The organism is Nevskia soli DSM 19509, from assembly GCF_000711955.1.
GTDB lineage: Bacteria > Pseudomonadota > Gammaproteobacteria > Nevskiales > Nevskiaceae > Nevskia > Nevskia soli.
The window spans coordinates 43722-64764 of sequence record NZ_JONR01000022.1; the positions used below are offsets into that span (position 1 = coordinate 43722).

General features: G+C 65.0%; 21 protein-coding genes, 1 tRNA gene and 1 pseudogene. 14 read left to right on the forward strand and 9 right to left on the reverse strand.

Going from position 1 to position 21043, the window contains the following annotated elements:
• The first annotated feature begins 15 nt into the window (after positions 1-15).
• Positions 16-234, forward strand: a complete 219-nt coding sequence (locus tag BP26_RS0112625) for a hypothetical protein (RefSeq protein WP_029920946.1) — start codon at positions 16-18, stop codon at positions 232-234.
• 130 nt (positions 235-364) lie between these two features.
• On the forward strand, positions 365-586 hold the full coding sequence (locus tag BP26_RS0112630) for a hypothetical protein (protein ID WP_029920947.1): 222 nt from the start codon (positions 365-367) through the stop codon (positions 584-586).
• Positions 587-643: 57 nt separating this feature from the next.
• Here BP26_RS0112630 and secF read toward each other — a convergent pair whose 3' ends face one another.
• The 3 genes from secF to yajC form a co-directional block, all read right to left on the reverse strand.
• Positions 644-1612 (reverse strand): protein translocase subunit SecF, encoded by a 969-nt coding sequence (gene secF / locus BP26_RS0112635; RefSeq protein WP_029920948.1) that lies wholly within the window; start codon positions 1610-1612, stop codon positions 644-646.
• 28 nt (positions 1613-1640) lie between these two features.
• Positions 1641-3500 (reverse strand): protein translocase subunit SecD, encoded by a 1860-nt coding sequence (secD, locus tag BP26_RS0112640; protein WP_029920949.1) that lies wholly within the window; start codon positions 3498-3500, stop codon positions 1641-1643.
• A gap of 114 nt (positions 3501-3614) precedes the next feature.
• Positions 3615-3953 carry a preprotein translocase subunit YajC gene (gene yajC, locus BP26_RS0112645; protein WP_211254907.1) on the reverse strand — a complete coding sequence of 113 codons (339 nt, stop codon included), beginning with the start codon at positions 3951-3953 and terminating at the stop codon, positions 3615-3617.
• 160 nt (positions 3954-4113) lie between these two features.
• On the opposite strand from yajC, the gene BP26_RS0112650 reads away from it, so the two are divergent.
• The 3 genes from BP26_RS0112650 (at position 4114) to BP26_RS0112660 (ending at position 7383) form a co-directional block, all read left to right on the forward strand.
• Positions 4114-5859 carry an acyl-CoA dehydrogenase family protein gene (locus tag BP26_RS0112650; RefSeq protein WP_029920951.1) on the forward strand — a complete coding sequence of 582 codons (1746 nt, stop codon included), beginning with the start codon at positions 4114-4116 and terminating at the stop codon, positions 5857-5859.
• 320 nt (positions 5860-6179) lie between these two features.
• Positions 6180-6662, forward strand: a complete 483-nt coding sequence (locus BP26_RS0112655) for a glutathione peroxidase (protein WP_029920952.1) — start codon at positions 6180-6182, stop codon at positions 6660-6662.
• A 58-nt stretch (positions 6663-6720) separates the two neighbouring features.
• The gene (locus BP26_RS0112660; protein ID WP_051748916.1) at positions 6721-7383 is read left to right on the forward strand and encodes a DUF6989 domain-containing protein; all 663 of its coding nucleotides are present in this window, start codon (positions 6721-6723) and stop codon (positions 7381-7383) included.
• Positions 7384-7507: 124 nt separating this feature from the next.
• Here BP26_RS0112660 and ypfJ read toward each other — a convergent pair whose 3' ends face one another.
• Positions 7508-8356 (reverse strand): KPN_02809 family neutral zinc metallopeptidase, encoded by an 849-nt coding sequence (gene ypfJ, locus BP26_RS0112665; protein ID WP_029920954.1) that lies wholly within the window; start codon positions 8354-8356, stop codon positions 7508-7510.
• A 109-nt stretch (positions 8357-8465) separates the two neighbouring features.
• Complete coding sequence (tgt, locus tag BP26_RS0112670) at positions 8466-9611, reverse strand: tRNA guanosine(34) transglycosylase Tgt (protein ID WP_051748917.1); 1146 nt, start codon at positions 9609-9611, stop codon at positions 8466-8468.
• A 133-nt stretch (positions 9612-9744) separates the two neighbouring features.
• Between tgt and BP26_RS0112675 the strand changes: the two genes are divergently transcribed.
• From BP26_RS0112675 to BP26_RS0112705, 7 genes and pseudogenes are all read left to right on the forward strand, one after another.
• The gene (locus BP26_RS0112675; protein WP_029920956.1) at positions 9745-10098 is read left to right on the forward strand and encodes a DMT family transporter; all 354 of its coding nucleotides are present in this window, start codon (positions 9745-9747) and stop codon (positions 10096-10098) included.
• 64 nt (positions 10099-10162) lie between these two features.
• Positions 10163-11329 (forward strand): annotated as a pseudogene (locus BP26_RS0112680) (cation:proton antiporter domain-containing protein); the annotation flags it as partial.
• Between the two features lie 115 nt (positions 11330-11444).
• Complete coding sequence (locus tag BP26_RS0112685; RefSeq protein ID WP_029920958.1) at positions 11445-11780, forward strand: hypothetical protein; 336 nt, start codon at positions 11445-11447, stop codon at positions 11778-11780.
• A gap of 117 nt (positions 11781-11897) precedes the next feature.
• Positions 11898-12314, forward strand: a complete 417-nt coding sequence (locus BP26_RS0112690; RefSeq protein WP_029920959.1) for a VOC family protein — start codon at positions 11898-11900, stop codon at positions 12312-12314.
• A gap of 174 nt (positions 12315-12488) precedes the next feature.
• A complete protein-coding gene (locus tag BP26_RS0112695) occupies positions 12489-13736 on the forward strand; it encodes a TCR/Tet family MFS transporter (protein WP_036516781.1) in 1248 nt (415 codons plus the stop codon).
• Positions 13737-13738: 2 nt separating this feature from the next.
• Positions 13739-14122 (forward strand): thiol-disulfide oxidoreductase DCC family protein, encoded by a 384-nt coding sequence (locus tag BP26_RS0112700; RefSeq protein WP_157572503.1) that lies wholly within the window; start codon positions 13739-13741, stop codon positions 14120-14122.
• A 108-nt stretch (positions 14123-14230) separates the two neighbouring features.
• Positions 14231-15268 carry a hydrolase gene (locus tag BP26_RS0112705; protein WP_051748918.1) on the forward strand — a complete coding sequence of 346 codons (1038 nt, stop codon included), beginning with the start codon at positions 14231-14233 and terminating at the stop codon, positions 15266-15268.
• A gap of 300 nt (positions 15269-15568) precedes the next feature.
• Here BP26_RS0112705 and queA read toward each other — a convergent pair whose 3' ends face one another.
• Positions 15569-16630 carry a tRNA preQ1(34) S-adenosylmethionine ribosyltransferase-isomerase QueA gene (queA, locus tag BP26_RS0112710; protein ID WP_029920963.1) on the reverse strand — a complete coding sequence of 354 codons (1062 nt, stop codon included), beginning with the start codon at positions 16628-16630 and terminating at the stop codon, positions 15569-15571.
• Positions 16631-16701: 71 nt separating this feature from the next.
• On the opposite strand from queA, the gene BP26_RS0112715 reads away from it, so the two are divergent.
• A tRNA-Leu gene (locus BP26_RS0112715) sits at positions 16702-16789 on the forward strand.
• Positions 16790-17096: 307 nt separating this feature from the next.
• Here the strand turns inward: BP26_RS0112715 and BP26_RS31100 are convergent.
• From BP26_RS31100 to BP26_RS27605, 3 genes are all read right to left on the reverse strand, one after another.
• Positions 17097-17444 carry a DUF4224 domain-containing protein gene (locus BP26_RS31100; RefSeq protein WP_366518047.1) on the reverse strand — a complete coding sequence of 116 codons (348 nt, stop codon included), beginning with the start codon at positions 17442-17444 and terminating at the stop codon, positions 17097-17099.
• A 298-nt stretch (positions 17445-17742) separates the two neighbouring features.
• Positions 17743-17928, reverse strand: a complete 186-nt coding sequence (locus BP26_RS0112720) for a hypothetical protein (RefSeq protein ID WP_029920964.1) — start codon at positions 17926-17928, stop codon at positions 17743-17745.
• 405 nt (positions 17929-18333) lie between these two features.
• Complete coding sequence (locus BP26_RS27605; RefSeq protein WP_169740700.1) at positions 18334-18906, reverse strand: TetR/AcrR family transcriptional regulator; 573 nt, start codon at positions 18904-18906, stop codon at positions 18334-18336.
• 317 nt (positions 18907-19223) lie between these two features.
• Between BP26_RS27605 and BP26_RS0112730 the strand changes: the two genes are divergently transcribed.
• Complete coding sequence (locus BP26_RS0112730; protein WP_084183048.1) at positions 19224-21023, forward strand: sigma-54-dependent Fis family transcriptional regulator; 1800 nt, start codon at positions 19224-19226, stop codon at positions 21021-21023.
• Positions 21024-21043: the final 20 nt, after the last annotated feature.

Consider the following 21043-nt stretch of genomic DNA (forward strand, 5'->3'; position numbering starts at 1 on the left):
CCAGGGGGAACACCGATGCGCATAGGACTGATCATCGCCGGGGTGCTGCTCATCGCCCTGAGCGTGGGCTCGCTGATGGGCAAATTCCAGTACACCGAGAACAAGGAAGTGCTGAAGATCGGCGGTTTTTCCGCCAAGGTGCAGGAGCAGCAAAGTGTGCCGCAATGGCTGGGCATCGCCGGGCTGATCATCGGCGGCGTGCTGGTGCTGGGCGGCGCCCTGCGCAAGGGCTGAAGCCGGCGCCGCGGAACTTTCCACTCCTCCGCGCCCTCTTCTTGATGCGGCACCAAGGCCTGCCGGCACGGCAGGAACAAGGCCCGGCACGACGCCGGGCCCAGCGGTTCACCCAGGGAAGGAGCGTTCCATGCGCATCGGATTGATCATTGCCGGCGTACTCGTCGCCGCGCTCGGCATCGCCGCGGTCAGCGGCAACCTGCACTTCAAGCAGGACAAGGAAGTCCTCCGCGTCGGCGACCTGTCCGCCAAGACCGAGGAAACCCGCGGCGTGCCTCAGTGGCTCGGCTTCGCCGGCATCGTCATCGGAGGAATCCTGGTGCTCGGCGGCGCCCTGAACAAGAAAGCCTGAACCGGCGGGATTCGTAGCCCGGGCGGCGCGTCAGCGCCGCCCGGGCTACGGCAAAACTCAGACGACCGCACCGTCCTTGTCGCGGCTGTTCGCCTTGGTGTGATCTTCCGGCGGAATCAGGTCTTCGCGCTTGATGTCGAGCAGCACGGTGACGCCGCTGGAGATGTAGATCGAGGAATACGTCGCTACGATCACGCCGACGATCATCGCCACCGAGAAGCTGTGCACGCTCTTGCCGCCGAAGAAGAACAGGCAGAACAGCACCATCAATACGGTGAAGTGGGTGATGATCGAGCGCAGCAGGGTCTGGTTGATGGACAGGTTGATGATGTCCATCACCGGCTGCTTGCGCAGGTTGATCAGGTTCTCGCGCACGCGATCGAAGATGACGATGGTTTCGTTGTTCGAGTAACCGAGCATGGCCAGCACGCCGGCCAGGGTGGTCAGGTCGAACTCCTCCTGGATCAGCGAGAGGAAGCCCACGGTCATGATCGCGTCATGGCATAGCGCGGCGATGGAGCCGGCGGAGAACTTCCACTCGAAGCGGAACATGACGTAGAGGAAGATGCCGAGGAAGGCGGCGCCGAGCGCGATGAACCCGTCCTCGGACAACTCCTTGCCCACTTCCGGCCCGACGAACTCGATGCGGCGCAGCTGCACGTGATTCTTCTGCGCGTCCAGCGCCTGCAGCACCTTGGTGCTGATCTCGGCCGAGGCGGCCTTGGAGGCCCCGTCGGTGCCGGCCTGCGGCAGCAGGCGGATCAGCACATCACTGGTGTTGCCGAAATACTGCACCACCGCATCGGGGTAGCCGCCCTTGTTGAGTGAGCCGCGCACGTCGTCGAGCTGCACGGTCTGCGGGTATACCACTTCAACCAGCACGCCGCCCTTGAAGTCGATGCCGAAATTGAGGCCGCGGCCGATCAGCAGGCCGATGGCGATCAGGGTCAGCAGGATGGACAGCCCGAGCGCAACCTTGCGCTGGGCCATGAAGTTGATCTTCGGAACTCTGGAAAATATACGCATTGATCTTTCTCCGGACCCTGTTGCCGGCCTAAACCGGCAGGTCCTTCAGCTTGCGGCCCTTGAAGACATAGTGCGCGATGGTGCGCGTGCCGACAGTGGCGGTGAACATGGAGGTGGCGAGGCCGATCATCAGCGTCACCGCGAAACCCTTGACCGAGCCCTGGCCGAGCAGGAATAGCACGAAGGCGGCGATGAAGGTGGTGACGTTGGAGTCGGCAATGGTGAGGAAGGCGCGCTCGTAGCCGGCGTTCATCGCCGCGTGCGGCGACAGGCCCAGGCGCAGCTCCTCGCGGATGCGCTCGTTGATCAGCACGTTGGCGTCCACCGCCATGCCCAGGGTCAGCACCATGCCGGCGATGCCGGGCATGGTCAGCGTGGCCTGGAAGATCGACAGCACCGCGACCAGGATGATCACGTTGAGCAACAGGGCAATGTCGGCGAACAGGCCGAAGACGGTGTAGTACACCGCCATGAACACCACCACCAGGCAGAAGCCGGCGATGGCGGCCTCGGTACCGCGGCGGATGTTGTCGGCGCCCAGGCTGGGGCCGACGGTGCGCTCCTCGACAATGGCGATCGGCGCCGCCAGGGCGCCGGACTTGAGCAGTTCGGACAGATCGTGCGCTTCCTTCTGGCCCAGGCCGGTGGTCTGGAAGCGCTTGCCGAAGGGCTCGCGGATGCTGGCGACGCTGATGATGTCGTTGATGTCGCGGCGCTCGCGGATCTCGTCGCCCTGCGCGTTGTGGTTGGTGTCGTAGACGGTTTCCTTGTACAGCACCGCCATCGGCTTGCCCACGTTCTGGCGCGTGAAGTCGAACATCTTGCTGGCGCCGGTGCTGTCCAGGGTCACGCTGACCGCCGGGGTGCCGCTCTGCTGATCGACCGTCGGCGCGGCATCCACCAGCTGCGGACCGCTGACGATGACGTCCTTCTTCAGCAGGTAGGGACGGTGGCCCTCGCGGGTGTAGAACAGATCGTCGTCCGGCGGAATGAGGCCGGTCTGGGCGGCGCTCTCCGCCGCGCCGAGGGTCTCGTCCACGGCGCGGTATTCAAGAGTGGCGGTCGAACTCAGGATGACCTTGGCGCGGGTCGGGTCCTGCACGCCGGGCAACTGCAGCAGGATGCGGTCGGCGCCCTGGCGCTGCACCACCGGCTCGGTCACACCGAGGCGGTTGACGCGGTTGCGCAGGGTGATCAGGTTCTGCTGCACGGCGTAGTCGACGATGCGCTTGGCCTCGGTGTCGGACATGCGCGCCTGCAGGGTCGGCGTGGCCCCGGCCGGCACCGTCACCGTCAATTCCTTGTATTCCTTGCTGATGGCGGCGCGGGCCTTTTCCAGCTTGTCGGCATCGGCGAATTCCAGCACCACCGTGTCGCCCTGGGCGCGGCGGGCCGTGTAGCGGATGTCCTGCTTGCGCAGGAAGGTCGGCAGGTCGCTGAGGTAGCGCTGCACTGCGGCCTTGCGGGCATCGTCGATATCCACTTCCAGCAGCAGGTGCACGCCGCCGCGCAGATCCAGGCCCAGCGGCATCGGCTTGGCGCCGATCGCTTCCAGCCAGGCCGGCGTGTTCGAGGCCAGGTTGAGCGCGACCACGTAGGTCGGCCCCAGCGCCTGCTTCAGCGCATCCACCGCCTTGAGCTGGGTTTCGGTACTGGCGAAACGCACCACCCACTGGTTCTTTTCGGCGCGCGAGGACTCGTCGCCGAGCTGGTCGGCCGCCAGGGCCTTGGCCACCTCGTCGCCGAAGCCCGCCGGCAGCGCATCGCCGCTGAGCGTGGCGATCTGCACCGCCGGCGATTCACGATAGACGTTGGGCAGCGCATACAGGGCGCCGAGGAGGGTGGCGACAATCAGCGTCACCGTTTTCCAGAGTGGATATTGATGCATCGGAAACCCGCTTTAAATGAACCGCGCTTCGCTTATTTGAATAGTCCGGGCCACGGATGGCCCGGTGCTTGACAGGACGTCATTACCGCCAGGACGTCAGGCTACTCAAGACGCTTACAGCGTCTTGAGTGTGCCTTTCGGCAGAACACTGGTAATGGCGCTCTTCTGCACCTTGATCTCCACCCCCGGCGCGATCTCCACCGTCAGGTAGACCTCGCCGATGCTGGCGATGCGGCCGGCCAGGCCGCCGGTGGTGATGATTTCATCGCCCTTGGCCAGGGTCCCCAGCATCTGGCGGGTTTCCTTGGAACGGCGCATCTGCGGCCGGATCAGCATGAAATAAAACAGCGGAATCATGATGATGAACGGGAACACCGTCACCAGCAGACTCTGGCCCTGCGGCGCGCCCTGCTGGGCATACGCGGGCGAAATCAGCAAATCGAGAAGCTGCACGGAGAAATTCCAGGCTGGGAAAAGAGCGCCGGATTATGCCACGAATGGCCGGCCGGACCGCGCCCCCGGCCGGACTGGGGTAGGTCCAGGGGTAGGTCCGGGGCGGCCCCCGCCTGTGCTAGCCTTTAGGGCTGAGCTTATCCCCCTCCGGAGTGCCTGAATGGCCAGTTATAACGCGCCCCTGCGCGAAATCGAATTCGTCCTCAACGACGTGCTCAACGTCGGCCAGCTGGCCAAGTTGCCGGCTTTTGCCGATGCCACGCCGGAAACGCTGATCGGCCTGATCGAGGAAGCCGCCAAGCTGGTGCAGGAGGAAATCGCCCCCCTCAACGCCAAGGGCGACGAGCAGGGCTGCAAGTGGAACAACGGCGAGGTCAAGGTGCCGGACGGCATGCCGGAAGCCTACAAGCTGTACTGGGAGGCCGGCTGGGTCGGCCTGTGCAATCCCACCGAGTACGGCGGCCAGGGCCTGCCCTACACCCTGTCCAAGGTGGTGGACGAGATCCTCTGCTCCGGCAATGTCGCCTTCGCCCTCTACCCCGGCCTGACCATGGGCTGCTTCGAGGCGATCATGGCCAATGCCTCGGACGAGTTGAAGCAGACCTACCTGCCCAAGCTGGGCACCGGCCAGTGGACCGGCACCATGTGCATGACCGAGCCGCAGGCCGGCTCCGACCTCGCCGCGGTGAAGACCAAGGCCACCCCAAACCGCGACGGCAGCTACTCGCTGGAAGGCGGCAAGATCTTCATCACCTCCGGCGAGCACACCATGGCGGAGAACATCATCCACTTCACCCTGGCGCGCCTCCCGGACGCGCCCGCCGGGGTCAAGGGCCTGTCGACCTTCGTCGTGCCCAAGTTCCTGGTGAATGCCGACGGCTCTCTGGGCGAACGCAACAAGGTCACCTGCTCCTCGATCGAGCACAAGATGGGCATCCACGGCTCCTGCACCTGCTCGATGCAGTTCGAGGGCGCCAGGGGCTGGATGGTGGGCCAGCCGAACACCGGCATCCAGAACATGTTCGTGATGATGAACCTGGCGCGCATCCTGGTCGGCTTCCAGGGTCTGGGCCAGTGCGAGCTGGCGACGCAGAACGCCATTGCCTACGCCAAGGACCGCAAGCAGGGCAAGGCCTTCAACGGCGGCGCCACCATCATCAACCACCCCGACGTGCGCCGCATGCTGCTGACCATGAAGGCGACCACCGAAGGCGCCCGCGTGATGGCCTACGAGACGGCAATGTACGTCGACCTGGCCCACCACCATGAAGACGCGGCGGTACGCGAGGAAGCGCAGGACTGGGTGGAGCTGAACACGCCCCTGGTCAAGGCCTTCTGCACCGACTCGGCCTTCGACCTGGGCAGCCTGGCGGTGCAGGTCTACGGCGGCCACGGCTTCATCCGCGAGCATGGCATCGAGCAGATCGTGCGCGACTCCAAGATCCTGTGCCTGTACGAAGGCACCAACGGCATCCAGGCGATGGACCTGGTGCGGCGCAAGCTGATGCTGCACAACGGCCGCCTGGCGCAGCGCTTCTTCGCCAAGGTGCGCTCCGAGGGCACCGCCGACGCCCCGGTGGGCTTCATCGCCAAGCCGCTGCGCGAGGCCGTGGAGGAACTGGAAAAGACCGTGCACTGGCTGCAGGAATCGTTCAAGACCAACCCGGACGACGCCGGTTTCGGCGCGGTCGATTTCCTGCGCGCCTTCGCCCTCACCTACCTGGGCTTCAACTGGTTGCGCATGGCCAAGGCCGTCTCGACCAGCGGCGACGAAAACTTCAAGCGCGGCAAGCTGGCCACCGCGCAGTTCTTCGCCGCCCGCATGCTGCCGCAGGTGCACGGCCTCTGCGCCAACGTGCGCAGTTCGGCCGGCGAGCTGATGCAGCTCGACGCCGAAGCGATCTGAGGCACAAGCCGGTAGCCGGGGAGCACTATTCGCTCCCCGGCTATCGCAGCGTTTCGACCACCAACGTCACGCCAGCCGGAACACCGGTGAATCAGCCCGTGAGCCGCGCCAGCAGCGGTCTTTCCAGCAGATTCGGCGGTTTGTGGTGGTTTGGCGGGGCAACTGCAACACAGCTGTCACAGCTTTGTCTTGTGCGCGGGCTGCCGCCAGGCGGCAGTACAGCGCCGGCGATCCATTTCGTGTCGCCAAGGCCAATGCCTGGACCGTAGCCATGTTTGGCGTGCTAGCATCGTTGAGTCGCCCTCATCAAGGATGCCCAGATGTCCTCCGTTTACGACTTCACCGCCAACACCATCGACGGCCAGAGCATCAAGCTGGACGCCTACAAGGGCAAAACCCTCCTCATCGTCAACGTCGCCAGCAAGTGCGGCTTCACGCCGCAATACAAGGGACTGGAAGCCCTGTACGAGAAGTACAAGGACCAGGGCCTGGTGATTCTGGGCTTCCCCTGCGACCAGTTCGGCCACCAGGAACCGGGCGACGAGAAAGAGATCATGGAGTTCTGCTCCCTGACCTATGACGTGAAGTTCCCCATGTTCGCCAAGATCAAGGTCAACGGCGACGACGCCCACCCCCTGTACAAGTATCTGAAGAGCGAGGAGAAGGGCATCCTCGGCACCACCAACATCAAATGGAACTTCACCAAGTTCCTGGTCGACAAGACCGGCAAGGTGTTGAAGCGCTACGGCTCGATCGACACGCCGGACAGCATCGGCAAAGACATCGCGCCACTGCTCGCCTGAAAAAACCGCAGTAAAAACCGCTTCACCAGCAGTACCTTCGGGGGAAGGGGGTCTTGTTATGCGCGCATGGCGCGACGCATTGCTGTTCCATCTGTTCATCGCCGCGGCGGCGGTCGGCGTGTTTTTCGCGCTGCGCCCGCCGGAGCTGGGCTTCGGCATCCTCGGGCTGGTCGTGGTCTACAACCTGCTGTTGCCGCTGATCGCCAGCCGCAGCGGGCATCGCGACTGGCTGGAGCTGTGGCTGTTCCTGCTGCCGCTATCGGTGCTGCAGGTGCTGCCGGACTGGGTGTTGACGCAGCAGTTCGGCATCCTCGCCTTCCCGGACCTGGGCGGCCCGCACATCGGCGCGGTGCCAGCCTACATGGCCGGCATGTGGGTGATCCCGCTGTTCTGGATCCTGTGGCTGGCGGGGCGTTCGACCCTCACCGCCGCGGTGCTGGCCCTGCTGGTCTTCGCCGGAGCGGAATGGGTGGCGCGGCCGCTGCAGCTATGGCACTCGCAGCACGTGACGCAGTTCATGGGCATCGCCGACTACGTGCTGGTGCCGGAGATGCTGCTGGGCTGGGCGGCGGCCTTCGCCTTCCAGTACACCCGTGAGAGCAATCCGTTCGCCCGGCTTGGCGCGGCGGTCTGCGTCACCACCTTCTACACCGGCGCGCTGGTGCTGGCGTATTTCCTGAGCGAGCACGTGGGGTTGCGGCTGCCGCTGCATCCGGGCTGAGCCGACACTAAAAATCCCGCCGTCATACCGGCGAAAGCCGGTATCCAGGGTCCTTGAACGCGCACTCCGCCGCTCTGGATTCCGGCTTTCGCCGGAATGACGTCGTTCCGTTTCAGCGCCGTGCCTACAGGTTCTGCGCGCCGAAGGTATCGCAGCGCTTGAGGTCGCCGCTGTCGAAGCCGGCGCGGAACCAGCGCACGCGCTGTTCGCTGCTGCCGTGGGTGAAGCTGTCCGGCGTGACGCTGCCCTGCGCCTGCCGCTGCAAACGGTCGTCGCCGATGGCGGTGGCGGTGTTCAGCGCCTGCTCGATATCGCCCGGCTCCAGCCACTGGTGACGCTGCTGCGCCTGGTTGGCCCAGACCCCGGCAAGGCAGTCCGCCTGCAGTTCCAGCCGCACCGATAAACCGCCGGCACCCCGGACGTCCTGGCGCGCGGCACTGACTTTCTGCGAGATGCCCAGCAGGTTCTGCACATGGTGTCCGACTTCGTGGGCGATGACGTAGGCCTGGGCGAAGTCGCCGCCGCCGCCGAGGCGGTCGCGCATCTCCTGGAAGAAGCTGGTGTCGAGGTAGACGCGCTGGTCGCCCGGGCAATAGAACGGGCCCGAGGCGGAGGTGGCGCCGCCGCAGGCGGACTGTACTGCGCCGCTGAACAGCACCAGGTGCGGCGCGGTGTAGGTGCGGCCGGCCTTCTGGAAGATGGCACCCCAGGTATCCTCGGTGTCGCCGAGGATGGCGCGGACGAAATCCACGCGCGGGTCGTTCGGATTCGCCGGGGCCGATGCGGCGGGGGGCGACATGCCCTGCTCCACCTGGTCGACCAGGCCCAGCATCTCCAGCGGGTTGCGGCCGGTGGCCCAGCTCAGCAGCAGGGCGATGACCACGCCTCCGATGCCGATATGGCGGACGCCGATGCCGCCGCCGCTGCCGCGGTCCTCCACGTTGTCGCTACGTCTTGCGTCGCCCCAGCGCATGGCACCTTCTCCCTGGCCTTTTACGGATTGTAGCCCGGGAAGCGCGCAGCGCTACCCGGGTCGGACCTGGCGCTTTACCATCCCCGGGTAGCGCTGCGCGCTTCCCGGGCTACTCGGCTTCGGGCGCCGGCGAGGCAGCGCCCGCGCTGCGCGAGGCCGCGCCTTCCGGGCCGGCCAGGAAATCCGCGGCGAAGGCGTCGTAGGTTCCGGCTTCGATGGCAGCGCGGATGCGCTTCATCAGGCCCAGGTAGTAGTGCAGGTTATGGGTGGTGTTGAGGCGCGCACCGAGGATTTCGTCGCAGCGATCGAGATGATGCAGGTAGGCGCGCGAGTAGTTGGCGCAGGTGTAGCAGCTGCAGGCCGGATCGAGCGGGCCGGCGTCGTCACGATGGCGCGCATTGCGGATCTTGATCACGCCCTCGGAGGTGAACAGATGCCCGTTGCGCGCGTTGCGCGTGGGCATGACGCAGTCGAACAGGTCGATGCCGCGCCCCACCGCCTGCACCAGGTCGCGCGGCGTGCCCACGCCCATGACGTAGCGCGGCCGGTCCGCCGGCAACTGGTGGGCGATGCCGTCGAGTACATGCAGGCGCTCGACTTCGCTCTCGCCCACGGAGAGACCGCCGAGCGCGTAGCCGTCGAAGCCGATCTCGGTGAGGCGGGCCAGTGACTCGTTGCGCAGCTCAGGGTACATGCCGCCCTGCACGATGCCGAACAGCGCACCTTCCGCGCCGGCGTGCGCGGCCTTGCAGCGGGCGCCCCAGCGCGCCGACAGGCGCAGCGATTCGCCCGCCTGCTCGGCGGTGGCGGGGTACGGTGTGCATTCATCGAACTGCATGATGATGTCGCTGCCCAGCGCCAGCTGCACTTCGATGGAGCGCTCTGGCGAGAGGAAGATGCGGTCGCCGTTGATCGGCGAGGCGAATTCCACGCCTTTCTCGGACAGCTTGCGCAGCTCCGCCAGGCTCCACACCTGGAAGCCACCGGAATCGGTGAGGATCGGCCCGTCCCAGTGCATGAAGCCATGCAGGCCGCCGAGCTTGCGTACGATCTGCTCGCCCGGGCGCAGCATCAGGTGGAAGGTGTTGCCGAGGATGATCTGCGCCCCGGCCAGCTTCAGCTCCTCCGGCGTCATCGCCTTGACCGTGCCGTAGGTGCCGACCGGCATGAACTGCGGCGTGTCGATCACCCCGCGGGCGAAGGTGATGCGGCCGCGGCGGGCGGAGCCGGAGGTGGCGAGCAATTCGTATTTCAAGTGCAAACTTCAAGCGTATGCGGGTGCAAAGTATGACCGATCGGCCCGGATTGCCGTATCCGCCGGCCCGGAACGCTAGAGTAGACATCCCGGGGCGGCCCTGGCGCCGTCCACCTCAACGCGGGAGCACAGGGTGAATACGCAATGGCTGTATCTGGGCATCGCCATCGTCGCCGAGGTGATCGCCACGTCGACAATGAAGGCGACACAGGGCTTCAGCCGCCTGGGACCCTCGCTGGTAGTGGCGGCCGGCTACCTGGTGGCGTTCTATTTCCTGTCGCTGACCTTGCGCACCCTGCCGGTGGGCGTGGCCTATGCGGTGTGGTCCGGCGTCGGCATCGCGCTGGTGTCGCTGATCGCCTGGCTGGTCTATGGCCAGACGCTGGATGGGCCGGCCATCGTCGGCATGGCGCTGATCGTGGCGGGGGTGGTGGTACTGAACGGGTTTTCGAAGTCGGTGGCGCATTGGCCCTGGGCTGGGTCCTGAACTCGTAAGGCGCCCGCCGGCCCGCTAAGCTGGCCGCCATGATTCCGATCAACGATGGTGCGCCGTGCCGCATGAAGAGACACTGATTGCCACCCTCGCCCTCAGCCTGGCACTGGCTTTCGTTTTTGGCTTGCTCGCGGTGCGGCTGCGGCTGCCGGCACTGGTGGGCTACCTGCTGGCCGGCATCGTCATCGGCCCCTATACCCCGGGGCTGGAAGCGGATGTGCACCTGGCGCCGCAGCTGGCCGAGATCGGCGTGATGCTGCTGATGTTCGGGGTGGGCACGCATTTCTCGCTGCGCGACCTGATGGCGGTGAAGGGCATCGCCCTGCCCGGCGCGGTGGCGCAGATTCTGGTGGCGACGGCGCTCGGCGCCGGGGCGGCGCACCTGTGGGGCTGGTCGCCCGGCGCCGGGATCGTGTTCGGCCTGGCATTGTCGGTGGCCAGCACGGTGGTGCTGCTGCGCGCGCTGGAGCAGCAGGGCACGCTGGAATCGGCGGACGGCCGCATCGCGGTGGGCTGGCTGATCGTCGAGGACCTGGTGATGGTGCTGGCCCTGGTGCTGTTGCCGGCACTGGCCGTGCCCCTGGGCGGGCAGGCGCCGGCCGGCCACGCTGCCCCGCCGGGGGAGTTGTGGCAGACGCTGGGCATCACCCTGGGCAAGGTGGCGCTGTTCGTGGTGCTGATGCTGGTGGTGGGCGCACGGGTGTTTCCCTGGGTGCTGCAGCGGGTGGCGCGGACCAATTCGCGCGAGCTGTTCACGCTGGCGGCGCTGGCCCTGGCGCTGGGCGTGGCTTACGGCTCGGCCAAGCTGTTCGAGGTGTCGGTGGCGCTGGGCGCCTTCTTCGCCGGCATGGTGCTGAACGGCTCCGACCTGAGCCACCGCGCTTCCACCTACCTGCAACCGATGCAGGACATCTTCGCCGCGCTGTTCTTCGTCTCGGTGGGCATGCTGTTCGACCCGCTGGTGCTGCTGCAGCATCCACTGGAGGTACTGGCGGTTCTGGCCATCATCGTGGTCGGCAAGTCGGTAGCAGCGCTGGGCATTGTGCTGCTGCTGCGGCGGCCGCTGAGCACGGCGCTGACGGTATCGGCCGCGCTGGCGCAGATCGGCGAATTCTCCTTCATCCTGGCGGTGATGGGTGTAAACCTGAAGCTGCTGCCGCCGCAGGGACAGAGCTACATCCTGGCGGGTGCGCTGCTGTCGATCACCATCAACCCACTGGCGTTCAAGCTGGCGTCGCGCTTCCGGCCGGCGCCGGCGGGCTGAAAGCTCGCGTGGTGGTGGAATCCGTATACTTCGGGCCTGCACGGGCAGCGTGCCGCTGTTCGAATGATGGAGACCCATGCGCCTGATCCTGATTCCGCTGGCTTTTGCCCTGCTGTCCGGCTGCTCGACCAGCAGCGTGCGGAACTGCAGCACGCTCGCCGGCCCGGGCTGGACGCCGCTGAACCAGCCGCCGGCCGCCGCCACGCAATTGCTGGCCCAGGAAAACCTGCCCGCCGACAGCCAGATGGTGTGGCTGAGCAAGGGACCGGAGCAGCTGATCGCCTGCTATTACGCCAGGGGCATGACCAGCCCGGGCTGCGGCGGCTCGGAGGCCTACAAGTTCCTGCAGAAAGATGGCCGCTGGATCTCGCAGGGCCAGCTGCTGGATTACTGCGACCTCGGCCCCAGCTAGGGAACCTCTGATGAATCCCAAGCCCTGCCGGGTGGAGGCAAGGTGCGGGAAAATTTTCACAATCGCCGGCATCCGCCTTGCGATGAAAATGCGGCGTCGCAACCCAAGGAGTGGATCATGCCCAGTGCCGGAAAGCGCAAGCCGCGCCCCGCAGTCGCGCCTTATCTGAGCGTTCATGACGCGCGCAAGGCGCTGGATTACTACCAGGCGGCCTTCGGGGCGGTGGAGATGATGCGCTGGGTCGACCCGGACAACGGCAGGATCGGCCATGCCGAGATCCGCATCGGCGAGCGCTCGATCTATCTGGCCGACGAATACCCGGAAACCACCGAACTCGGCCTGCGCAGTCCGCTGACGCTGGGCGGCAGCAGCTTCCAGTTCTGGCTGACGGTGGACGACGTGGACGGAGTGACCGAGCGTGCTGTGGCCGCCGGCGGCAAGCTGCTGCGGGCGGTGGAGCAGTCCGCGCAGGACGGGCGGCGCAGCCGGGTGGAGGATCCTTGCGGGCATATCTGGACCATTTCCAGCCACTGAGGGACGAAGGGCTGTTTCAGTCCAGGCGTATAAAGGCCCAGGCAAATCCGGAGCCGGGGCTTCGCTGAGCTCCGGGGGACGGCTACCATGGCCGGCAGCGCAGGCCGAGCTGCTGACAGAGGGCTGTCAGCAGCGGTCGTTCAACATGATCGACATCGATCGACGGGAACATTCATGTCCACACAACAATCGGCACCGCAGGGCGGCAGGCCCGCCGCGGTGATCTTCATCTTCATCACGGTGGTGATCGACGTGCTCGGCTTCGGGCTGATCATTCCGGTATTGCCCAAGCTGATCGAACAGTTCATGGGCGGCGACACGGCGCGTGCGGCCCTGGTCTATGGCGTGTTCGGCACCGCGTGGTCCCTGATGCAATTCCTGTTCGCGCCGCTGCTGGGCGCGATCTCGGACCGCTTCGGGCGGCGCAAGGTGATCCTGATTTCCTGCTTCGGGCTGGGGCTGGACTACATCGTGATGGCGCTGGCGCCGGGCGTCGGCTGGCTGCTCCTGGGCCGCATCATCTCGGGCATCTGCGCTTCCAACTTCAGCACCGCCGGCGCCTATATCGCCGATGTCAGCCCGCCGGAGAAAAGGGCGCAGGCCTTCGGCCTGATCGGCGCGGCCTTCGGTGTGGGCTTCGTGCTCGGGCCGGCGCTGGGCGGCTTGCTGGGGGATATCAGTCCGCGACTGCCGTTCTGGGGCGCGGCGACACTGGCCTTGATCAACGCGACGTATGGGCTGTTCGTGCTGCCCGAGTCGCTGCCGCCGGAGAAGCGCGACGGGTTTTCCTGGCGCAAGGCGAACCCGGTGGGCTCATTGACGCTGTTGCGCTCGCATCCCGACTTGATGGGGTTCGCCGGCATCCACTTGCTGTTCCAGATCGCGCATTGCGTGCTGCCCAGCGTGTTCGTGCTGTACACCGGCTACCGCTACGGCTGGAGCAGCAGCACCGTGGGCCTCACCCTCACCGCGGTGGGCGTGTTCAGCATCATCGTGCAGGGCGGCCTGGTGAAGCCGGCGGTGAAACACCTGGGCGAGCGCGGCGCGCTGTATACCGGACTGCTGTTCGGCATGGCCGGCTTCGCCGGCTTTGCGCTGGCGCCGACGGGGTTCTGGCTGTGGGCCTCGTTGCCGGTGTTTGCGCTGATGGGCCTGTTCAGTCCCGGACTGCAAAGCCTGATGTCGCGTCGCGTGGCGCCGTACGAGCAGGGCAAGCTGCAGGGGGCCAATGCCAGCATCATCGGCATCGCCGGAATGATCGGGCCGGGATTGTTCACCGTGTCCTTTGCGCATTTCATCGACAAGGGGCGCGCCTGGATGCTGCCCGGCGCGCCGTTCTTTCTCGCCGCGGGGCTGCTGGTGCTGGCCTTGGCGCTGGCCTTGCAGGCGGCGCGGCCGGTGGCCACGCAACCAGGAGCCTGAGCGTGGAGGAAACGCCCGCTCCGACCAGGGTCTACTACAACAGCGCCTGCCCGGTGTGCAATGCGGGCATCAAGGATCAGCGCGAGCGGATGGAGGCTTGCGGGGCGGCGGATGTGCAGTGGATCGATGTGCACAACAATCCGCAGGCGGTGGCGGAGGTGGGGGCGGACCTGGAGACGGTGCGCGAGACGCTGCATGTGAAGACTGCGGACGGGGAAATCGCCAGGGGCGCGGACGCCTTCGCGGCGCTGTGGTCGCGCACGCAGGGCCAGGGCTGGCTGGCGGCGCTGGTTCGTTTGCCGCTGCTGCATGCGCTGGCGCAACTGGCTTACAAGGGCTTTGCGCGGCTGCTGTATCGCTGGAACCGCAGCAAGGGGCATTGGTAGCCGTTCGCGCGCTGGACCACACCAGTGAGCCCCGGCCGCGTCGGCAGCCATTGACAGACGGGCGCTGCGTCGAAAAGCTAGCGGCGTCATTCCCCTAGACCGCACCCCATGCACGGGCCTTCTCCCAAAGTCAGCGTCAGCCACGGCTGCGTCATCGCCAGCAGCTTCCGGCCGCATCCCTTGCTGCGCAATGCGCATGTGCAGACCATCTATCCGACGCTGATGCGGCCGCTGCCGCCGCTGGAGGTCCGGCGCGAGCGGCTGGAGCTGGCGGACGGGGATTTCGTGGACCTGGGGTGGAGCGGCAATACGCAGGGCACGGGACCTCTGGCGATCCTGCTGCATGGGCTGACCGGGGGCTTCGAGTCGAAGTACCTGCGCGGGACTGCGGGGCAACTGATCGCGCGGGGCTGGCGCACAGTGGCGCTGCAGCTGCGCGGCAGCGGGCCGGATACGAACCGGCTGCCGCGTTGCTACAACCATGGCGATACCGAGGATTTCCACACGCTGTGCCGGGTGCTGCGTGAGCGCGAGCCGGGGACGCCGCTGTTCGCGGTGGGCTGGTCGATGGGAGCGAACATCCTGCTGAAGGCACTGGGGGAAAACGGCGACACCTCGCTGCTGACCGCCGCCGCGGCGGCGTGTGCACCGTTCCAGTTGCAGGCTTGCGCCGAGCGGCTGCGGCGCGGATTTCCGCGCGTCTACCAGAGACACCTGATCAATGGGCTGGGCGCGATCCTGCGGCGCAAGCATGGGCCGGTGCCGTTGCTGCCGAGAGCCGATCTGCAAGCGGCGCTCAGTGCGAAGGATTTCTTCGCATTCGACGACGCCTATACGGCGCCGATGAACGGGTACCCGGATGCCATCGGCTATTACACGCAGGCTTCTTCCGGGCAGTTCCTCAAGGGGGTGCGGCGGCCGACGCTGGTGATCAACGCCGTGGACGACCCTTTCATGGTGCCCTCGATCCTGCCGGCGGCGACGGAGTTGGCGCCGGCAGTGACGCTGGAGCTGCCGCAGCATGGCGGGCACCTGGGGTTCATTGCGGCGGGTGCGGGCGGGCGGCCGAAGTACTGGCTGGAGGAGCGGGTATCGGAGTTTTTGTTTGAGGCGCATGCGGCGGCGCAAGTCGGCAGAGCGGGCTAATTTTTCAAGTTTTCGGGGTGGGCCGGGACTGCCCTCGCCTGCATGCGTGCCATGCGTGCCAAGGCTGTTTGTTGGCACGCATGCGGCGAGTGAACGATATACCTCGGCCTGCCGGACGGCTGGGAACGGCCAGGGAGGCGGAATTCAAGGCAATCTGCATGCGGCGGGTGCTTTCGGGTGTGCACAACTGGATTCGCGCCTGCGCGGGAATGACCTATTTCAAGTTATGCCGCACTTTCCCGGCCTTGTCGGCTCCGCTTTGCTTGAGCCGACCTACCACTACCACGGTCTCCGGAATCTCTACGGCGTGCCCACGGAGCCTGTGGGGTCTGGAGCGGCGCGGGACGGGAGCCACATGGCGTCGCCGTAGCTGAAGAAGCGGTACTTCTCGGCCACGGCGTGGCGGTAGGCCTGCATCACCCGTTCGTAGCCGCCGAAGGCGGAGACCAGCATGAGCAGGGTGCTTTCCGGCAGGTGGAAGTTGGTGAGCAAGGCATCCACCGCGCGGAAGCGGTAACCGGGGGTGATGAAGAGGCGGGTTTCGCCGTCGAAGGCGTGGGTCTGGCCGTCTTCGGTGGTGGCGGACTCCAGGGCGCGGACCACGGTGGTGCCGACGGCGACGACGCGGCTGCCGCGGGCGCGGGCGGCGTTGACGCGCCGGGCGAGGTCCTCGGTGACGCTGAGGCGCTCGGAGTGCATGCGGTGGTCCTCCATCGCATCGACACGCACCGGCTGGAAGGTGCCGGCGCCGACGTGGAGGGTGACGAAGCCGGTCTCGACGCCACGGGCGGCGATGGCGGCGAGCAGGCTGTCGTCGAAATGCAGGCCGGCGGTGGGCGCGGCGACGGCGCCGGGGACGCGGGCGAAAACGGTTTGGTAGCGCTCGCGGTCGTCGCTGTTGGCGGGGTGCTCGATGTAGGGTGGCAGCGGCAGTTCGCCGTGCTGCTCCAGGGCGGCCTGGAGATCGTCGGTTTCGAAATCCAGCTTATAGAACTCGCCTTCACGGCCTTCCACCACGGCGACGAGGGCGTCGCGAGCCAGGAGGAGCTTCGAGCCCGGCTTGGGCGGCTTGCTGGCGCGGACCTGCGCCAGGGCGTGGGTGGCGTCCAGCACGCGCTCGATCAGCACCTCGACCTGCCCGCCGCTGTCCTTGATGCCGCGCAGGCGCGCCGGGATCACCCGGGCGTCGTTGAACAGCAGCAGGTCGCCGGGGAGCAGCATTTCGGCGAAATCCGGCATGTGGCGGTCGGCCAGGGTGCCGTCCGTATTCAGGCACAGCAGACGGCTGGCGCTGCGGCGCTCGGCCGGGCGCTGGGCGATGAGGGCGGGCGGAAGCTCGTAGTCGAAGTCGGAACGGCGCATGGGGCGGAATTGTACCCGCCACCCCTACGCCTGTAATGGCGCGCGCCGGCCGGCTATAATCCGCCTCCCAAGCCTGAGTGGCGGAATCGGTAGACGCAGCGGACTCAAAATCCGCCGAGGCAACCCCTCGTGAGAGTTCGAGTCTCTCCTTAGGCACCAGAAATTCAAGCGCTTACAGAAACAGCAGCGGCTATTTTTTAGCCACTGCCTAATATTTGTCTGATATCTTGTTCCAACCCTACCGTACTGGGTCGACGTGCTCAGGCTTGCGTTCTGCAACCTAGGCGAAGGTATACGCTGCTTCGCAGAGAAGTTCAGCGCGCCGTTGCAGCGCCTGCGGCTTCTCCTTGCCGAGGGCATGCCACTTAGATTCTCAATCGACGAACCAATGTTGCCCGTGCTTGAAGTAGACGTGCGCCGGCAACCCATAGTGCTTCTTTCGCCTTCTCCCCATATCTCTCCCCAATTACTTCCGCCTAAGCGACGAGAAATCAGGTTCGGCGTACTGAGTTCCTTTCGCTAACATGGCTCGCGACACAGCAGACCTAGTCACCCTAGGGCGCCCATCTCGACGAACGACTGGCCATATACCGTGGGGCCTCAGAACTCGTAGCTGCGCCGCTGATTGCTCAACACCAGTCAACTCGACGAGTTCTTGGTCCGAGAGCAATGCATCAATTCGGCTGCCCTCTGGCCACTCTTTGTTTGGCGCCGGCCCCGGGAACTCCTCGGGGTCGGGCCTTCTCGGAGTCTTCTTTACCCCTAGAAACTCTCGCGAACCATTGGCCGTTGTCACGAATCCTCGAGGACACACACCCAAGGTACATGGTCGCCATCAATTCGCCACATCCGATCCGGGCCATTAGCTTGGATAGCGCAGTCACCTCCGAGAGCATGTAGCAATCTTGCCCCTGCTCTGCTCGTCGTTTACGGCAGACCTGGAGGAGACCTGTGTAAACATGGGCGTTCAGCAAGGCTCAGTCCGAGCCAGGATCGGGATCAGGGTCGATGCGCCCCCGCAACTCTGCCTCGATCTCGGAAACTGTCTTTTCAGAGAGGTCGGTGAAGGTCAGGGTCCGGCGCTTGCGGTCGTAGACGATCAGCGCATCCTTCTAGCCGAGCAGCCGATTCTCGAAGCCAAATTTCCGGCCGTTGCCAGTGCTTTTGATTCTGGAGTAGACCTTCAGTGACTTATGGTCGATGCGGATTTCGTGGGGCACCTGCTGGCCGTCGCCGCTCAGGAAGTCCTTGAGGCCGGTGAAATGCTGATCGAACTCCGTGGGTGCGCTGCGACGCACGACGACCTGCTGCCAAAATAGTTGACCACCCGCACCACTGACCTGACCGTGGAACGCTTGGCATGTCCGCAATTTTCTGCTTTGACACCACAGATTGGTGCTGTGGCCAAAAGCGGGCGGGCTTACGGCCTCTTGTCAGAACGTCCGTTGCTTGGGGCGCGTGGGAACATCAGTACGTGTGCAAGCGCCACCCTGCGAATCTTCGATTGGTCCACGGGAATGGCCGGTCTGTATGGATATGCGCTGCTTAATCGGAGTTGGCGAGCAGCAGCCAGTCGAGTCCTGAGCTTCGCCGCCGCGAAGCAGCCATTCAACGAGCATTTTAGCGTCCGCTTTCGGCAGCGCAGGACACAGACTTGGCGGGATAGCCACAAAGCCGACTCACGCAATTGGCGACTCCATTCGTCAGGCAAGATGTGGCTCAACCAGCCTTGCCCAGCCTTGTAGTTGCCTGGTCAATTCCTTCTCGTATCCCCAACAGTGATACTGGAGGGCCATGCCGAGCATGAGAGATCGCGTCAAACGGAAGATAACGGCAGCAGCATCGCCCTCATCGTCTGCCGGCTGCAGAGAAACCAGCCTGTCGAACTCGTCCGCGGAACGTCGCGCCAGATCGCGCAAAGTTGCGGCCAACTCCTTGTCGCCTTGAGCTGCAACATTCAGCTCGAGGAATGCCCGCATTAGCGGCTTCGAGTGTAGAGTCGACCAGACGCGCTCAACGCGCATGCCGAAGCTATTGGCATGCGGAGGAATTTCTTCGAGCGCCTGCAGAAGCATGAGGCGGCTGCGTCCAAACAATTCTTCAGCCGCGGCCACCAAAAGATCAGCCTTAGTCGGGAAGTGATGGCCGGTCGCGCCATTGGATACCCTCGCACGCCGAACGATTCGCCCAATGCTTGTCCTGGCGAAGCCGTCTTGCGCCAGGCTAGCGATCGTTGCATCGATCAGCCGCCCCCGCATCTCCTTACTTCGTTCCACTTGGGTCCGTGGGCGTTGCCGCCGGCCTTGATGCGCTCCAGTGCGTTCCGTGCCTGCCATGGTGGCTCCAAATCCTGTTTCGCTCCAATGAGGAATTCGTCCTACCGATAGACGGCACAACAAAAGGAGCTGAAATATTTGCGCAATATGTATAGATGTTGGATATTCAACCTGTAAATTTGAACAAGCGCAATGCTGCAATGCGACATCCGCATAAAGGCATCGCAAGTTCAGGCGTTATGTTTAGGCCCGCTCGGGGGAGCTGGCATTACATCGATCGATGGGCCCCAACCATTAGAGGCCCCGCCGGAGTGAGCATGAAGCATTCAGTGTCTGCAGATGGAGCGGCGCCGCAAGGAGAAGCGTTTCATAGACTTGAACGAGAGGACCTGCTGTCCAGGCTTCGTTTTGCGCCAGAGGCGGGCCACATCTGGCTCGATACCAAGCGCATGTTCCTGCTGCATACCGGCGCGTTCGGAACGCTGCGTCAGGAGTTGATCGAAACTGTCGGCCTCGCCCATGCCCGCGGCATATTCACCCGCATGGGATACCAGTCCGGCAGCCGCGATGCGGAGCTTGCCAAGAAGATCCGCGCAGACATGAGCTATTTTGAAAGATACTCCGTCGGCCCTCAGCTGCATGCCCTCGAAGGCATCGTGATGGTTGAGCCGGTGCGGGTGGAGATCGACGTGGAGCGCGGCCACCATTACGGCGAGTTTCTGTGGCGGGAATCCATTGAAGCGGAAGCGCACATGGCGGTATACGGCACCGGAGCCGAAGCCGTATGCTGGATGCAAATCGGCTACGCCTGCGGCTATGCCAGTTCCTTTATGGGCCGAGCGATCCTCTACCGCGAGGTCGAGTGCAAGGCGCAGGGACACAAGACGTGTCGCATCGTCGGCAAGACGGTGGAGGAATGGGAAGACGCCGAGGACGATCTTCAGTACCTTCGGGCTCAATCGTTCGTCAACAAGACCATTGTCGACTTTGGCGCTGGCAAGCGGCCGCTCCGCACCACACCGCACGACGACGCGTCGACGACAGAACGGCGCAACCAGTCGCGCGTCCTTGTGGGGGCCTCGGCAGGCTTCAACATCGTCTGCCACACCATCAAGCGGGTGGCTCCCACCGACGCCCCCGTGCTGATCCTGGGCGAAAGCGGCGTCGGCAAGGAGATGTTTGCGCGGGCACTTCACGGTGAAAGCTCGCGTGCCGACAAGCCGTTCATTGCGGTCAACTGCGCCGCCATTCCGGATCAGTTGATCGAAGCGGAGCTGTTCGGTGTCGAAAAGGGCGCGTTTACCGGCGCCGTCAGCAGCCGTCCTGGCCGCTTTGAACGCGCCAACGGCGGCACCTTGTTTCTGGACGAACTTGGCTGCCTCAGTTTGCCGGCGCAGAGCAAGCTTCTGCGAGCCGTCCAGGAAGGAGAGATCGAGCGCGTCGGCGACAGCAAGCAGCGGACCGTCGACGTACGAATCATCGCAGCAACAAACGACGACTTGCGCAAGGCGGTCACCGAGAAGAAATTCCGCGAGGATCTTTACTACCGCCTGAACGTCTATCCGGTGCATATCCCGCCGCTGCGCGAGCGGCAGGAGGACGTGTCATTGCTCATGGCCTATTTCCTGGAGCGTCTGTGCAGGCGTCATCGGCGGAACGTGCCTGGCTTCACCGATCGGGCAATTGACCTGCTCCTGTCCCATACCTGGCCTGGCAACGTGCGCGAACTGGAAAATGTCATCGAGCGGGCGGTCATCCTGGCACAGGATGACGAACCCATCGACGCCTGTCACCTGCCCGATCTGCGGATCCAGAAGAGTCCCACGCGCACCATGAACCCCTGCGCCTCAGGCCGCCTGGTGCCCCGCGATCCTGAGACCGCACCAGCAGCCGGTCCGGTTTGTGCCGAGTCGCCGGAGTCCAGGGTTGAAGACCTCGATGCCGGGGATCTGGACGAATCGGCCACGGGGATTCAGTTGGATACGATCCGGCTGGCCATCCAGCGGCACCGTGGCAATCTCTCCGCAGCAGCCCGTGACCTCGGCATTACGCGCGCGCAGATCGCCTACCGCTCCAGCAAGCTCGGATTAACCGACCTGTTGCGGCGCCGCTCCTAGGAAAACTCCGAATAACCACA